We start from the raw sequence: 14,281 nt of genomic DNA on the forward strand, positions 1-14,281 counted from the left end.
TATCATTATCGTCAGAGATACAAGGGTGAAAAGTATACGGTTATTGGAGCTATTTCCTTGAGAGGTGTAGTTGGCTGTCGTGTCATCAAGGGTGGGATGAAGAAAGGAGACTTTTTGGAGTTTTTGAGAAGCGAGCTATGTCCGAAGCTAGATGCGAGGAAGGTTGTGATTATGGACAATTTAAATATCCACAAGAGTCGGGAAGTTGAGGAATTGATTAGGGGGACAGGAGCACGAATCCTATACCTGCCTGTGTATGCGCCGGAGTTGAATCCCATTGAGATGATGTGGTCAGTGTTGAAGCATTTTACTCGGCAGCTTTGCAGAATTGGGAAATATAGCATGGAGCAGATAGTGAAGACTTCTTTACTACTGATCAATCCATCCTCCTTCCGAAGTTGGTTTGCTAAGTGCTGCTATTGTACCCCTTGAGCCCTTAACAGGCTGTAACTGCAAGATTGTAGTCTGCAGCGGCAGGAAAGGTTTTCACAAGCCCTATGCCCTGGCAACTTTGCATCGCTTGGGTCGGCGGGGGGAAGGCCAGTACGACCGATTTGTGTGCGGGGGTGTCCAGGGTGGTGCTGTGCCTTCTCCGGTTTGGATTGCCGATTTGGATGATGACCAAGTGGTTACTGTTTTTGGGGCAACGGTGGATCCTAGGAGAAAGTATCTCGACGATCTCAAGAGAGGTGCTGATGACTTTCAAGTCATCTGGCCCTTGAGATAGAAGAAACCTTTTCTACCCCGCCTTGCACCACAAGGCTTTCAGGCCCCAAAGCTCCCTCGCCGGAGCCCTTTTTGCCGACTTTTTTCTGGATCCCTCGCAAATGGGCCTTGCATTCCTTGCCCTGCTTGGGTTTAATGGGGCTCAAGTTCCCCCTTCGGGGGGATCCCTAGAAATTGGAAACTTTTTTACGCCGTGCGCAACTACCTGGTCGATTTCCTGGTCAGCCGCGCCGCGACGCTCGCGCACGGGCGTGCGCCCGAGCACCCACCGGAGGTCATGCCCGGCGTCGACAGCGAGCCAGAGTCCGGCCGCAGCGCGGCCGGCATCTCATTTCAGCGCGCGGCCGCAACTGCCGCCGCACATCCATCCATTGACCGTCAGAGGGAAGCACTATGAACCGCAACGACGTTACCGAGAAGATCATCGCCACCAAGGTGGCGAAGGGTATTAAGTGGTCGGAGATCGCCGAGCGCGTTGGCCTGAGCAAGGTGTGGGTGACCGCCGCTTGCCTCGGCCAGATGACGCTGACTGATGAGCAGGCCGACGTGGTCGGCGAGATCTTCGACCTCACCGCCGAGGAAAAGAAGTGGCTGACCGTGGTGCCGTACAAAGGCTCGCTGCCCACTAGCGTGCCGACCGATCCGCTGATCTACCGCTTCTACGAGCTGGTCAACGTCTACGGCACCACCCTCAAGGAGCTGATCCACGAGGAGTTCGGCGACGGCATCATGAGCGCGATTGATTTCAAGATGGACCTGCAGCGGGAGGCCGACCCTAAGGGCGACCGCGTCCGCATCGTCATGAGCGGCAAGTTCCTGCCGTACAAGACCTACTGACGTCGTCGGCGCGCGCGGCGGCCGGCCCCGGGCGCCGATGGCAGGGTGTCGCCGCCGATCACCCTGGTTTCGGGCGCGTCACCGCACAGCGCGAGTGCCTCGTCGATCGTGTGCACCGTTTGCGCGCTGTCGGCGGCCGAGCCGCGCTGATGGGTGAGGACGATGTGGGTGCGGCCCGGCAGCGGGCGAAAGCGTGGCGGCAGCGACTCCCAGGTCTTGCGGCCCATGATCAGCGGCTCACCGAGCGCGGCGCGCGCCTCGTGGCGGCAAGTTCCCCCTTCGGGGGGATCCCTGGAAATTGGAAACATCTGCCAGAATCCCTACTAGCTACAAGCTCAAGTCCCCCCTTTGGGGGGAAAAGAAAATGGGGAAAAACCTCACCCTCTGGCATCGGCTAGCGCGCCGCTATGGGCTTAGGCTCCTGGAGGCTGCCGATATAGCCGTCAACGGCTCGCGGCCTTGGGATCTACAAGTCCACGACGAGCGGCTTTACCTGCGCTGCCTGCTCCAGGGATCCCTGGGCTTTGGCGAGGCCTACATGGAGGGCTGGTGGGATTGCTCGGCTATTGACGAGCTGGTTTGTCGTCTCCTGACGGCCCAGGTGCCGCAGCGGGTGGGTTGGCTAATTCAGCCTCTAGTGGCTTTGGACAGTTACTTTGTCAACCGCCAGCGGGGCAAGGGGGCATTTGTGGTTGGCCAGCGCCACTACGACATTGGCAACGATCTCTATGAGGCCATGCTGGATCGCCGCATGATCTACAGCTGTGCCTATTGGGATGGGGGCGCGCAAACTCTGGATGAAGCCCAAGAAGCTAAGCTTGACCTCATTGCCCGCAAGCTGGAACTCCAACCCGGCATGCGGGTGCTCGACATCGGCTGTGGCTGGGGCGGCACAGCCCAGTACCTGGCCGAACGCTACGGGGTGCAGGTTGTGGGGATTACTGTTTCCAAAGAGCAAGCCAAACTGGCCAGCGAACGCTGCCGCGGCCTGCCGGTCGAGATTCGGTTAGAAGACTATCGCCAGACCCAGGGAAAGTTTGATTGCATCCTTTCTGTCGGCATGTTTGAACATGTTGGCTACCGAAACTACCGAACGTTTATGCAGGTAGCCCGTCGCCTCCTCAAAGACGATGGCTTGTTTCTTCTCCACACCATCGGCGCCAACGTTGCCTACCAGGGTCGGGATCCGTGGATTGAACGCTACATTTTCCCCAACTCGATGCTGCCCTCGCCTCGTCTGATAACAGCGGCTTTTGAGGGTCTGTTTGTACTGGAAGACTGGCACAACTTTGGCATCAACTACGTGGCCACCCTAAAAGCTTGGCACGCCAATTTTGAGCGGGCATGGCCACAACTGGCCGGCCGCTACGGCGAGCGCTTTCGCCGCCTGTGGCGGCTTTATTTGCTGATGAGCGCCGGCAGCTTCAAGGCCCGTGCCAGCCAGCTTTGGCAACTGGTCCTCTCGCCCAGGGGAGTAAGGGACGGCTATCGCTCGGTGCGGTAGCGAAGACAACCCTTCCCTCTTTGGCTTTTCCGACCCACCCCCGCGCGCAGTAGGCGCTCTCGGCGAGGGTGTTATGATTGATTATCATTCTCATTCAGGCCAGTGGGTTGATGCCCGAAGCTCTGCGGCAGATTGTAGGTCGCTTTCAAAAGGCCAGAACCTCCCGTCAGAAGTACGAATTGCTTCTGGCCTATGCCAAGCGCCTGCCCCCTTTCCCCGAGTCGCAGCGAACAGAGGAGAATCTGGTGCGGGGTTGTGCCTCGCGGGTGTGGCTGGCCACCGAGCTAAAAGACGGCAAGGTCTACATCCAAGGGGATGCCGATGCCCAGTTGGTCAAGGGCTTGGTGGCTGTTTTGGCGGAGGGGTTGAGCGGTCTGCGCCCAGAGGAGATCCTGGAGGTTTCCCTAGAGTTTGTGCGGGAGATGGGCCTCAACTTTAGCCTTAGCCCTTCCCGCAGCAATGGCCTGGTGAGCATGTTTTCGCTGCTGCAGCAGCGGGCCTTGGCTTTTCAGAAGTCAGGCGCTTCCGGCTCTGCTGTCTCTGTCGTCTTGTGAGGTACTAAGGCTCATGGCTGATAAAGCTAACTCTCTGCGTTCGGCTCGACCTGTGCGGTCACTGGTCTCGCTGGTGGCCGCCCTCTCGGTCGGGATCCTGGGCGGCTTGCAGATGCGCCAAGAAGAGTCCCAGGCGCAGCAGGGATCCGCCCCCCCGAAGGTGGTGACCACCATCCTGCCGATGACGCAATTTACCCGCGCCGTGGCGGGGGATCGGGCGGAGGTGAGGCCTCTCATCCCTCCCCAGATGGGGACCCACAGCTTTCAGGCTCGGCCCGAAGACGCGCGTCTGCTGGCCCAGGCAGATGTGCTGGTGATCAATGGGTTGGGAATGGAGACCTTTTTGGAGGGATTGCTCGCCAACGCTGGAAACCCCAAGCTGCGCCTTATTGACAGCAGCCAAGGGATCCCGACTCTGCAGACGGAGGAGCCAGAGCATGGGCATTCCCACGGCCACAGCCATGGACACTCCCACAGTCACCCTCATGAGCACAGCCACGGCGAGTTAAACCCCCACATCTGGCTGGATCCGCGGCGGGCCATCCGGCAGGTGGAAAACATCCGCGACGGTCTCATGGCTGCGGATCCCGAGGGGGCAGAGATTTACCGCACCAACGCGGCTGCCTTTATCGAGAAGCTCAAGGCTTTGGACGAGGAAATTGAGCGGCGCCTAGCCCCCTTTGCAGGGAAAAAGTTTGTGGTCTTCCACAACTTTGTCCCCTACTTTGCCGAGCGTTACAACCTCAAGGCCGAGTTCTTGGTGGAGATCCCGGAAGCCAATCCCTCGCCGGAAGATGTGCGGCGGGTCATGGAGACGGTACGGCAGTCGGGCTTAAAGACCATCCTAGTGGAGCCCCAAGTGGGCAAAGACAACCCCTTTGAGGTCTTAGCCCGAGACCTGGGGGTACAGGTCCGCGTTTTCGATCCCATCGAAACGGCTGGCCCAGAGGGTCTGGAGCCGGAGTACTACCTAACCGTCATGCGGCAAAACGTGGAGAACCTGGTCTCCGCCTTTGAGAAGGAAAAGGCCTGGGTTCCCCTGCAGTTGCCTTTGGTGGGCCAAGCTGCCCTCGAACACCTGCTGGCGAGGGGGCGATGACCTCCCACTTGGGCGAAGTTGTCCTTTGGGTGGAGGGGCTGACGGTCTATCGGGGATCCCAGTTGGCCGTGCAGAATGTGTCGTTTGCGCTGGGGGCGGGATCCCATACGGCCATTGTCGGCCCCAATGGTGCCGGCAAGAGCACGTTGGTGCAGGCCATCCTGGGCATCCTGCCGCGGCAGTGTGGCTCGATTGGCATTCTGGGAGAGCCGCTGCGCCTGTCGGGGTACTTGCCCCAGAAAGTGCGGCAGCAGATTGCCTACGTGCCCCAGCGGTTGCAGTTCAACCCCGCCATCCCCCTGACCGTGGCGGAGTTTGTCGCCCTGGGCTGGGGATCCCTCAAACCTCGCTGGCCCTGGCAGCAGCAAGCTGCTCGGCAGGAAGCCGTCCAGAAAGCCCTGCAACGGGCCGAGGCTCTACACCTGGCCTCTAAACTCCTGGGTCAACTCAGCGGCGGCGAGCTGAAACGGGTGTTGCTGGCCTATTGTCTAGTTTGGCCGCGGCGGCTCCTAGTGCTGGACGAGGCCCCCGCTGGCCTGGATAGCCCCAGTGAAGGGGAGTTCTATCGGCTGTTGGAAGAGCTGCGCCGATCCCTGGGCTGGGCCATTTTGCAGGTCTCCCACGACCTGGAGATGGTCTCTCGCCACTGCGACCGCGTGTTGTGCCTCAATCGCTCCCTGATCTGCCAGGGATCCCCCGAGGTGGCCTTGGCCCCAGAGATGCTGAGCTGCGTCTACGGCCCCGAGTTTGCCCGCTACATCCACCATCACTGAGGAGGGGAAATGCTGGAGACCTGGGCGCGGGTGGTGGAATTGCTGCAGTTGCCCTTCATGCAGCGGGCCCTCCTAGGCGGGGTCCTCACAGGGGTGACGGGGGGACTGCTGGGCAGTTTTGTCATCTTTCGGCAGTTGGCGTTTTTTAGCGATGCCCTGGGGCATTCGGCGCTCTTGGGTATTGTCCTGGGAGTGGTTCTGGGACTGAATCCTACGGCGGTGCTGATGGTGTTTGGGGTGGTGTTTGCCCTGGGCGTGACCTTTATCCTGGAACGCACCCAGCTTTCGCCGGATACGGTGCTGAACATCATCTACTCTTCCTCCCTGGCCCTAGCCATCCTCGGCTTGAGCCTGATCCCTGGCTACCGCGGCAACCTCAACCAACTGCTCCTCGGGGACATCCTGGGCATCAGCCCGCCGGCCCTCTGGATGAGCGGCCTGCTCCTGCTGCTGGCCCTGGGGTACATTGGGCTGACTTTGACTGCCCAGATGTTGCTGACCCTGGATGAGTCGTTGGCGCGGGCGCGGGGGGTGGAAGTGGGCTGGCAGCGGCTGGCCTTTGTGGTGTTGCTGGCCCTGGTGGTGGCCCTGTCGATCCGCTCGGTGGGGGTGCTGCTGGTAAGCGCCTTTGTGGTCATCCCCGCTTCGACGGCGCGGCTTTTGGGATCCAGCTTTACAACCTATGTGCTGCTAGCCATGGCCTTGGGAGGCTTGAGCGCCGTGCTGGGGATCCTCCTTTCGGCAGCCTTTAATCTGCCCTCCGGACCCAGCATTGTTGCCACCCAGTTGCTCTTTTTTCTCCTAGCGATGGCACTAAAGGGGGTATGGCAACTCCTACGCCTCTAGCTGCCGGCAACCCCAAAAGCCCTCTGAAACGGCCTTTCCCCCCAGACCTGGCCAAAGAGGCGGCGGTAGCTTTCCGGGAAGACCTGGCCCATGAGGGTAGGCTGCTCGTAAACCCGCTTTAGGGTGTTGAGATCCCGTTTGGTGATGGTGGGCACCCGCAGCAGGCGGCGATTGCCAGTGGCCTCGGCGTGGTGGCCGCCGTACATCAGATCCCGCGGGTTGGGACTATGGCCCCACAGCCCCAGCCCATGGCCAATCTCGTGCCGAGCCACTGCCGTAACTTCTGCCAGCCCCTGGCCTTCGACGATAACGATGCGCACCCGCTGCTGCAGCGAACCATCGGCAGCGAAGAAAAACTCTGGGCGGGCTGCCCCCACTATTCCCTCGCCAATGGGAGGAACGCGGTAGATGCTCATCCCGTAGAAGGCCTCCTCTTCTTTGGCTACCACCTTGAGCGGGATATAGGCCGACCACTCCTTCACCGCCTGCTCCACAAAGGCTTTCCACTGGGGGTGATCCCCCTGGATGTAGACGGGGATGGGGTAGAAGGCCCACTGGGCATAAGCTCCGCCTGGCAGCAGCGGCTCGATCTCTTCGAAGTAGTCTCCCGCCGACTTGTCGTAGGCGTAGCGGGCTAGGCCTGGGGGCAGCTTGAGGCGAACCGGCTGCGGCAGCTCTTCCAGGGGTCTCTGCGCCTGGGCCAGGGATCCCACCCCCCCTACCGCCAGGGCAAGGAGCATTGCGCAGGCAATAACCCCAAGCTGAAGGATGGAACGCCGCCGCCAGACCATACCTTGGGTCTCTCCCTTTCTGATTAAAGGCTATTGACTGGAAAGGCCCACGTCGATGCCAGCCGAGGGATCCCCTGGCCCAGAAGTGGCGGAATTGGCTACACTGAGAGTCTGCTGTCCCTAGCTTGGCCAAAGGTTTCCCATGCAGCTTCGTCTTGGCGAGCCGCCTCTAACGCAGGCCGAATGTGCCCTGGTCTACTGCTTTGCCCCCAGCGGCGAAAACGCCACCTTCCCGCTGCCTGCTGAGATCGCTTCCCTGGACGAGAAGGTATGGTCGGGGCTGGTGGCGGAAGCGGCTCAGGAACAGAAGTTTCAGGGCAAGCCCAACAGCAGCCTCGCCCTGCGCCTGCCAGGGCCTATCCGCAAGCTGGTGCTGGTGGGGCTGGGGGATCCCGCAGCGCTGACTTTGGAAGGACTGCGACGGGCTACTGCCAACGGCCTGCGCCAGGCCCACAGCCTTAAAGCCAAGCAGGTAGTGCTGTCTTTGCCGGAAACTGGCTTGGATCAGGGGCGAGCAGTGCAGGCAGTGGCCGAAGCCAGCCTCCTAGTGGCCCACCAGGATAACCGCTTCAAATCTCCCCCCAAGCCCGACGAAGAGCGCGGCTTTGCCGTTGAGGAAGTCACGCTCTTGGTGCCAGGACTGGCCCAGGCTCGCCAAGACTGTGAGAACGCCCTTCAGCGGGCCACCGAGATGGCTGCCGGGACAATCCTAGCCCGCGAACTGGTGGCTGCCCCGGCCAACGTCGTCACGCCCCCTGCCCTGGCTGACACTGCCCGGCAACTGGCCCAAGACTACGGCCTAGAGGTGGAGATCCTGGGTCGGGAAGAGTGCAAAGCCCTAGGCATGGGGGCTTTCCTAGGCGTGGCCCAAGCCTCGGATCTGCCGCCTCAGTTTATCCACCTCACCTACAAGCCCAAAGAAGGGGATCCCGTTGCCAAGTTGGCCCTGGTGGGCAAGGGCCTCACCTTCGACTCCGGCGGCCTCAACATCAAAACCGACTCCCGCAGCATTGCCATGATGAAAACCGACATGGGCGGAGCGGCAGCCGTCTTGGGAGCGGCCCGTGCGCTAGCCGCCCTCAAGCCGCGGGTAGAGGTGCATTTTATCGTGGCCGCCACGGAAAACATGATTAGCGGTCGGGCCCTGCACCCGGGAGACATCCTCACCGCTTCCAACGGCAAGACCATCGAGGTCAACAACACCGATGCCGAGGGCCGTCTCACCCTGGCTGATGCCCTGGTGTTTGCCGAGAAACTAGGGGTGGACGCCATTGTTGACCTAGCGACCTTGACCGGCGCCTGCGTCATTGCCCTAGGAGAGGAAATCGCCGGCCTCTTCACCCCCGACGAGAAGCTGGCCCAGGAGCTGCAGCAGGCAGCCAACCTCTCTGGCGAAAAGATCTGGCGCTTACCCCTGGAAGAGAGCTATTTCGAGGGCCTCAGCTCCACCGTAGCCGACATGAAAAACACTGGCCCCCGCTCTGGCGGCTCCATCACTGCCGCCCTCTTCCTTAAGCAATTTGTGGAGAAAACCCCCTGGGCCCACTTAGACATAGCTGGTCCCGTCTGGGCTGAAAAAGACTCGGGCTACACCAACAAAGGCGCCACTGGCTACGGCGTGCGCACCCTCGTGGAATGGGTCTTGGCACGGGAGATGGCAGCCACCTCCTCTTAGCCTCGCTGCCTGCTGTTGTCTGCTGGTTCCAAAGTCCTGCGCAAGTGTTGGGGGGTGGCGCGGCAGCGGCACAGAGTGCCTGGGAATTGCCTACAGCTTACAGGGCTGTCTAAACTTGCAGCTCCTTTCCTTGAGCTGTCTTGAGCAGCATAGGAATGCTCACAGCTTGACCCATCTGCCTCACTTTTACTTGGGTCAAGGGTAAGAACTCTACTTAAAAGTTACGGTGTAAAAGTTACAGTAGCTGAACCAGAAATCGCTGGCGGCGCGCCATTGCTCAAGAGAGTAACTGGTGGGTTGGTGTAGGTCACTGGTAGTGGTGGTGGTGGAGGCAGGGGCGGAGCTTGCTCGACCGATACAGAAACCACGCAGGAGGCGCCTGCGGCTAGGCTTCCGTTCATGAGAGAAATCGCGGTCCCAAGGGGAGGTGCCGTAAGCATACCACAGGTGTTTGAGGTAACTGCTGGATTCGTAATTCGTAACCCTGTGGGCAAAATGTCGATGAAACTGAGGCCGGTTATGGGAACAGTTGCAGTGTTCGTAATTGTGAAGACAACAGCCACGACGTTGCCGTTTTGAGTCGAGTTAGGAACAAACTGCTTATTGAACGTTGGAGCAGGAACCGAGATCACTGACAGATTAACAGGTGTGCTTTGAACAGCAGGAGCCTGGTTACTGGTCAGAGTTACGGCAGGGTTAGTATAGGTACCTGTGCCTGCAGCAACAACCTGAACAGTAACTGTACAAGTTGCATTGGCAGCCAGTGTTCCACCGCTTAGAGTGATTAGGGCCGCGCCTGAAGTCGGAGCAAATGATCCACCACAGGTATTGGTGAAGTTGGGCGGAGTGGCAACAACTAACCCTGCAGGCAGGTTGTCTGCAAAGTTGAGGCCAGTCAGTTGGATCCCGGAGTTGTTGGTGATTGTGAAGCTTAGGGTTACGGGAACACCCACTGAGGTTGTGGAAGGACTGAAGCTCTTAGTAAACGTCGGGGCAGCCAGGGGGCCTGGAGGCAGGCCAACGATGCTGGGAGAGGGATTTGGAGTGGGCAGGGGCGGGATCGTCGGCGCCGACACAGGAGGGGGCACAAGAGGGCTGGGTTGACCTGGGGGAACAGATCCAATCGGAGGAGTGGATGGCAGCCCTACCCCCGTTCCTCCAGGTTCTGTATTCGGGTTTTGCACAGGGATGATTGGCCCTGGCAGCGAGCTGATTGGATTCCCCTCTTTAGTTTGTTGACAAGCTGTTAGCAAGCCCAAGCACAAGCAAGCCAAAACCCCAGCTACTTTTCCCGTTTTCATTCCCTCATCCTCCTGCCATTCAACTCTCTCGTGGCACAGATACAAACAGCTTTGCTCAGCTCCAGCTTAGGTGGCTTGGGCGCGCGCTTCCAGCCTCAGAGCTTGACCAAATGAATCTCGAATGACCACGATTACCAAAACCCTTTCTCCCGCAGCAACGTTGGTGTTGTAGGCGGCTGGATCCGCCGGGAAGGTGAAGCCGTTGGTAAGCGTGATCCCGTTGATTCGGTCGTCGTAGCTATTGCCTCTGCCTATCAGCGTATTTCTAAACTGCTCAATTGCCGTCGGCAAAAAGATGCTGGTAATATCCGTGCCGCGACTGATGTTAAAAAACTGAACCTCTACGCTCCTGATCACTCCTGGAGCAAGTAAGCCGCGCAAGGTGATAGTTACAAAGGCGGATCCCACTGGGGGAATCACAGCAGGGTTTGCCGGGGCGGACAGCAAAAGATTAAACTCCCCATCTGGAGCTGGCCGCAAGCTAGGCGGATCCGGTAGGTCGGGTTGAACCGGCGGTGGGGTGATGGGGGCAAAGTCCGGCCCTGGGCGGAAGGTGATAGGCGTGAGATTGGGGGCAATCGTGGGGGCAACGGCCACAGGAGGAGGCGTGGCACCGCTAGAAGCCAGTAGAGGCGGCACCCCGCTGGTGGTCTCGCTACTGCAGCCGGTAATTAGCGCAACCGAAGCACAGGTTGCCCAAAGAGAGAGGCCGCCACGGCCAAGGGCTGAGCCAAAACGTCGTCTCATCGAAAAATCTCCACTCACTCACACCACAGCAAACGTCTTAGGCAGCGTCCAGCGGGGATCCACCGAGCTTGCTCAAGTCTTATGCATCTGCACAATGTTCAAGGGGGATGCCTGCTGTTAGTTCTACTGCATCCTAGAGCGTTGTCAAGCAAGCGGCAGAGCAAATGCAAGAAATTGTTCTGGAAATGGCCCATCCCCTAGATATGGGGTATCATAGCCTCGAGCAGGGGCGGCCAGCTTACCTGTAGCGTTAGGGGTTGGGTGCCTTCTCCCCATTTTGTGTGTGGATTTGCCCAGATTTAAGGTGTGTGAGGAAGTGCCGTATGAACTTCAAAGGTCGCTCGTTGGCGGTTTTGTGTGGAGTCTTGCTGCTAGGCGGCTGCGGAGAAGTTAATGAGTCTCCGACCTTGCCTGGGCCCGTCCAGGTAGATCCGGCTGCCTTTGTCTCGGCCCAAGAGTATCGCTTTACCCCCGGCTCGGTGCTGGAGACCACCAGCCTCCGCTTGGACTATGTCAATCCGAGGTTTGACAACGCGATCCCTGTGCGCACCAACCCCCTCCAAGGCAGCGGTGAAGCTCGCATCGCCAATGTTGAAGCCCGCATCTTGCCCGTGAACGAGATCCCAGCCAGTGAGCTGACAATCGACTCCACCCTTCGCTCCAGCACGCTGGCCATCCAAATTGGGCGAACCACACCGCTGGTGAATCTCATTGCCTTTGGCCCTAATGACGGCAGACTATCTACGCAATTTAGTATCGCCGGGCTGGTTGCAACTTCAACCCTCCCCAACGACCAGCGCATTCGAGTGAACACAACCTTTAGAGCCGCCAGGGAAGGTACTGTCTTGACTCTCACCGTGCGCCGAATCTTGGTGAATAGGAATGGCAACCAAGTTGTCCTAGAGGGAGATTCTTCTCTCATTGTCCGCACCACGGGGGTACTCTATGAAGATCCTGGCCCAGGTGGCAACCCGCCAGCAGGAAGCTTCGTGAACCCAACAGAAGGAGTATCTGCCATTCTCCAGACAGGTAGTTTCTCCGCCAGCTTTGTGGTGCGCCAGCGGGGTGTTGCCGGCGATGGCACTCCTGAAGATGCCTTGGCTCTCTTTGCCCGCCTGAACTTCCGGCCCAACCAGGCGGAGATTGTCTATCGTCCTGCCCAGGTGGGCACCCAGTCAGTGCTGTTTGCTCCAGATCCGACTCGGCCCAACATCTTGCCCAACCAGTTGGTTCGCATCCGCCGCCTGTTGAACGGTCGTGTTCAAGCGGAGTTTGATCCGGCCAACACCAGCACAGTTCTCAACTTTGTGCAGGTCAGCCCTCCACCGCGACCTTTCCCCACCCCGATTCCCCAGTTACCTGTCGCCCCGACTCCGACACCCACGCCGGGTGCCCCAACAGCCTTTGACTACTTTTTCTCCCTGCGCACGGAGCGCTCCACAGGTACGTTGCCTGGATCCCCTGTGGAGGGAACTAATCTCAGTCCTGTTATCCTTCAGGGCATTGTCCCCACCACGGGAGATTTTGTCTTCCGCACCTTAGCTGGGGCACAACTGGCCGGGCCGTTTAATAGGGCAGATATTGGCGGTTCTCTGCTGCGAGGCAACTTGAATTTGGTTTTCGATCCAACCACCTCTGGCTCGAATATCTCTGGGCAATTCTTTATTGAGCAAGAGTTCCCCACTGACAACCAAGTTATAGGCCCGAACCCACCAACTGGCGACGGAAATACGGGTACTCCTGATGCAGGGGGAGTTATTCTCATTATTCGTGGATTCTTTGAGGGCACGCAGGTGCGGCTGTAACCCAGGCAACCCGTTTGATCCCAGAGCAGGGATCCGCTCTGGCTTGGCCTTTTCGTCGGTCAGAGCTTGGGCAGATCGCTGAGCACCACCTGTGCGCAGTTATGGCCAGGGATCCCGGTCACTCCGCCTCCTGGGTGCGCCCCTGAGCCGCAGAGGTAAAGGCCGGGAATGGGGGAGCGATAGTCGGCCAGGCCGGAGATGGGCCGCAGGTTGTAGCTTTGATCCGGCGTCATTTCCCCGTGAAAAATGCTGCCCCCCACAAGGCCGAAGCGGGCCTCCAGATCCACGGGCGACAACATCTGCCGTGCGATCACGGCGTTTTTAATGTTGGGGGCAAATTGGGCAATTTTGTCGATTACCCGATCGGCAAATTCTTCCCGCAGGCCATCGTTCCAGTCTCGCCCTTTGGGTTGGTAAGGCACAAACTGGCAGAAGCAGGAGAGAATGTGCTTGCCTGGGGGAGCCATTGTCGGGTCGGTGGGGGATTGGCTGTAGATCTCGATAAACGGATCCCGGGAAGGGATCCCGTATTTGCAGTCATCCCAAGCCCGCTCCAGATAGGCCACCGAGGGAGCAATGTCTACCGTGGCGGAACTGACCACTTCTGGGGGCACTTCAGCAGGGGCCGCCGTGTAGCGGGGCAATTCTTCCAAGGCCAAATTGAGCTTGTACACCGGGCCTGAGGTGCGGTAGTGCCGTTCTAGTCGGTCGCGCAAGTCTGGGGGCAAAGAGGAGCAGAGTCGCAAAAAGGTGATTTGGGGATGGGCATTGGAGAGAACCGCCCGCGCCCGCACGGTTTCCCCCGATTCGAGGATAACCCCAGCGGCCTGCCCACCTTCCATCAAGATCTCCGCCACTGGAGCAGACGTGCGGATCTCCACCCCTAAGTCCAGAGCTGCCTTGGCCATCGCTTGGGTAATGGATCCCATCCCACCGCGCACATAGCCCCAGACCCCACGCGAGCCAATGGCCCGACCTACCGCATGGACTAGCCAGATGTAGGGCGTACCCGGAGTCATCGGCCCGGCAGAGGTGCCGATCAAAGATTGGGGAGCCATCGCCGCCTTGACTTGCTCCGACTCGAAGAATTCATCCAAAAGATCGGTGGTCGAGAGAAGCATAATGCGGCGGAAATCGTCTTCATACCCGGCGGCTGCAAAGCGATCCGCCAGTTGGCCCAGTGAAATCGGCGGCTGCATTAAGGTTGGCTCCACCACCTCGTTCACCCGATCCCAAAACTCCTCCCAGCGGTCGTAGGCTTCCGCATCTTTGCGAGAAAACTTGGCAATTTCCGCCTTGCTCTTGGCACGGTTATCGGCATACAGAAAGAGGTGCTGCCCATCCGGGAAAGGCATGAAGTAGGAAGGTTGCTTGGCGTAGACCTCAAAGCCATAGTCCGGCAGGCGCAGATCGCGGATGATCTCCGGGCGCAGCAAACTACAGGAATAGGAAGCCACCGACACGCGAAAGCCCGGGTGAATTTCTTCTGTAATGGCAGCACCACCAACGGTGTGATAGCGCTCCAGCACCAGCACTTTTTGCCCGGCCTTGGCCAAATAGCAAGCGCTCACCAGCCCGTTATGCCCGGCCCCAATCACCACCGCGTCGTAGCTCATCAACAAT

At 59.3% G+C, this 14,281-nt stretch carries 13 protein-coding genes and 1 pseudogene; 9 read left to right on the forward strand and 5 right to left on the reverse strand.

Going from position 1 to position 14,281, the window contains the following annotated elements:
• Together NW846_RS02935 and cynS are read left to right on the forward strand one after the other, a co-directional pair.
• Positions 1–432, forward strand: a pseudogene (locus tag NW846_RS02935) (IS630-like element ISSoc15 family transposase); the annotation flags it as partial.
• A 687-nt stretch (positions 433–1,119) separates the two neighbouring features.
• A complete protein-coding gene (gene cynS, locus NW846_RS02940; protein WP_414515260.1) occupies positions 1,120–1,563 on the forward strand; it encodes a cyanase in 444 nt (147 codons plus the stop codon).
• On the opposite strand, the gene NW846_RS02945 is transcribed toward cynS, so the two are convergent.
• Complete coding sequence (locus NW846_RS02945; protein WP_414515262.1) at positions 1,557–1,871, reverse strand: dihydrofolate reductase; 315 nt, start codon at positions 1,869–1,871, stop codon at positions 1,557–1,559. The genes cynS and NW846_RS02945 overlap by 7 nt on opposite strands.
• Before the next feature lie 56 nt (positions 1,872–1,927).
• Here NW846_RS02945 and cfa point away from each other — a divergent pair, with 56 nt between their 5' ends.
• The 5 genes from cfa to NW846_RS02970 all read left to right on the forward strand — a co-directional run bounded on the left by cfa (position 1,928) and on the right by NW846_RS02970 (position 6,339).
• Entirely contained in the window at positions 1,928–3,067 is a 1,140-nt protein-coding gene (cfa, locus tag NW846_RS02950) for a cyclopropane fatty acyl phospholipid synthase (RefSeq protein WP_414515264.1), read from the forward strand.
• 77 nt (positions 3,068–3,144) lie between these two features.
• Positions 3,145–3,621, forward strand: a complete 477-nt coding sequence (locus NW846_RS02955) for a SufE family protein (RefSeq protein WP_228375339.1) — start codon at positions 3,145–3,147, stop codon at positions 3,619–3,621.
• 52 nt (positions 3,622–3,673) lie between these two features.
• Positions 3,674–4,720 carry a metal ABC transporter solute-binding protein, Zn/Mn family gene (locus tag NW846_RS02960; protein WP_414347991.1) on the forward strand — a complete coding sequence of 349 codons (1,047 nt, stop codon included), beginning with the start codon at positions 3,674–3,676 and terminating at the stop codon, positions 4,718–4,720.
• Positions 4,717–5,493: a metal ABC transporter ATP-binding protein gene (locus tag NW846_RS02965; protein ID WP_414347994.1), complete on the forward strand. Its 777-nt coding sequence runs from the start codon at positions 4,717–4,719 to the stop codon at positions 5,491–5,493. The genes NW846_RS02960 and NW846_RS02965 overlap by 4 nt, the downstream gene beginning before the upstream one ends.
• 9 nt (positions 5,494–5,502) lie before the next feature.
• Complete coding sequence (locus NW846_RS02970; RefSeq protein ID WP_414347996.1) at positions 5,503–6,339, forward strand: metal ABC transporter permease; 837 nt, start codon at positions 5,503–5,505, stop codon at positions 6,337–6,339.
• Here the strand turns inward: NW846_RS02970 and NW846_RS02975 are convergent.
• On the reverse strand, positions 6,336–7,130 hold the full coding sequence (locus NW846_RS02975) for a hypothetical protein (protein ID WP_414515267.1): 795 nt from the start codon (positions 7,128–7,130) through the stop codon (positions 6,336–6,338). The two genes, NW846_RS02970 and NW846_RS02975, sit on opposite strands and share 4 nt — an antisense overlap.
• A gap of 142 nt (positions 7,131–7,272) precedes the next feature.
• Between NW846_RS02975 and NW846_RS02980 the strand changes: the two genes are divergently transcribed.
• Positions 7,273–8,805: a leucyl aminopeptidase gene (locus tag NW846_RS02980; RefSeq protein ID WP_414348001.1), complete on the forward strand. Its 1,533-nt coding sequence runs from the start codon at positions 7,273–7,275 to the stop codon at positions 8,803–8,805.
• A gap of 221 nt (positions 8,806–9,026) precedes the next feature.
• On the opposite strand, the gene NW846_RS02985 is transcribed toward NW846_RS02980, so the two are convergent.
• The gene (locus NW846_RS02985; RefSeq protein WP_414515269.1) at positions 9,027–10,106 is read right to left on the reverse strand and encodes a hypothetical protein; all 1,080 of its coding nucleotides are present in this window, start codon (positions 10,104–10,106) and stop codon (positions 9,027–9,029) included.
• 66 nt (positions 10,107–10,172) lie between these two features.
• Positions 10,173–10,853, reverse strand: a complete 681-nt coding sequence (locus NW846_RS02990) for a hypothetical protein (RefSeq protein ID WP_414515271.1) — start codon at positions 10,851–10,853, stop codon at positions 10,173–10,175.
• 323 nt (positions 10,854–11,176) lie between these two features.
• Between NW846_RS02990 and NW846_RS02995 the strand changes: the two genes are divergently transcribed.
• Positions 11,177–12,658, forward strand: coding sequence for a hypothetical protein (locus NW846_RS02995; protein ID WP_414515273.1), 1,482 nt, complete (start codon positions 11,177–11,179; stop codon positions 12,656–12,658).
• 59 nt (positions 12,659–12,717) lie between these two features.
• Here NW846_RS02995 and NW846_RS03000 read toward each other — a convergent pair whose 3' ends face one another.
• Complete coding sequence (locus tag NW846_RS03000) at positions 12,718–14,274, reverse strand: phytoene desaturase family protein (RefSeq protein WP_414515275.1); 1,557 nt, start codon at positions 14,272–14,274, stop codon at positions 12,718–12,720.
• Between the last annotated feature and the right edge of the window lie 7 nt (positions 14,275–14,281).

The sequence above is a fragment of the Synechococcus sp. W60.3 genome (assembly GCF_047502615.1).
Classification (GTDB): domain Bacteria; phylum Cyanobacteriota; class Cyanobacteriia; order Thermostichales; family Thermostichaceae; genus Thermostichus.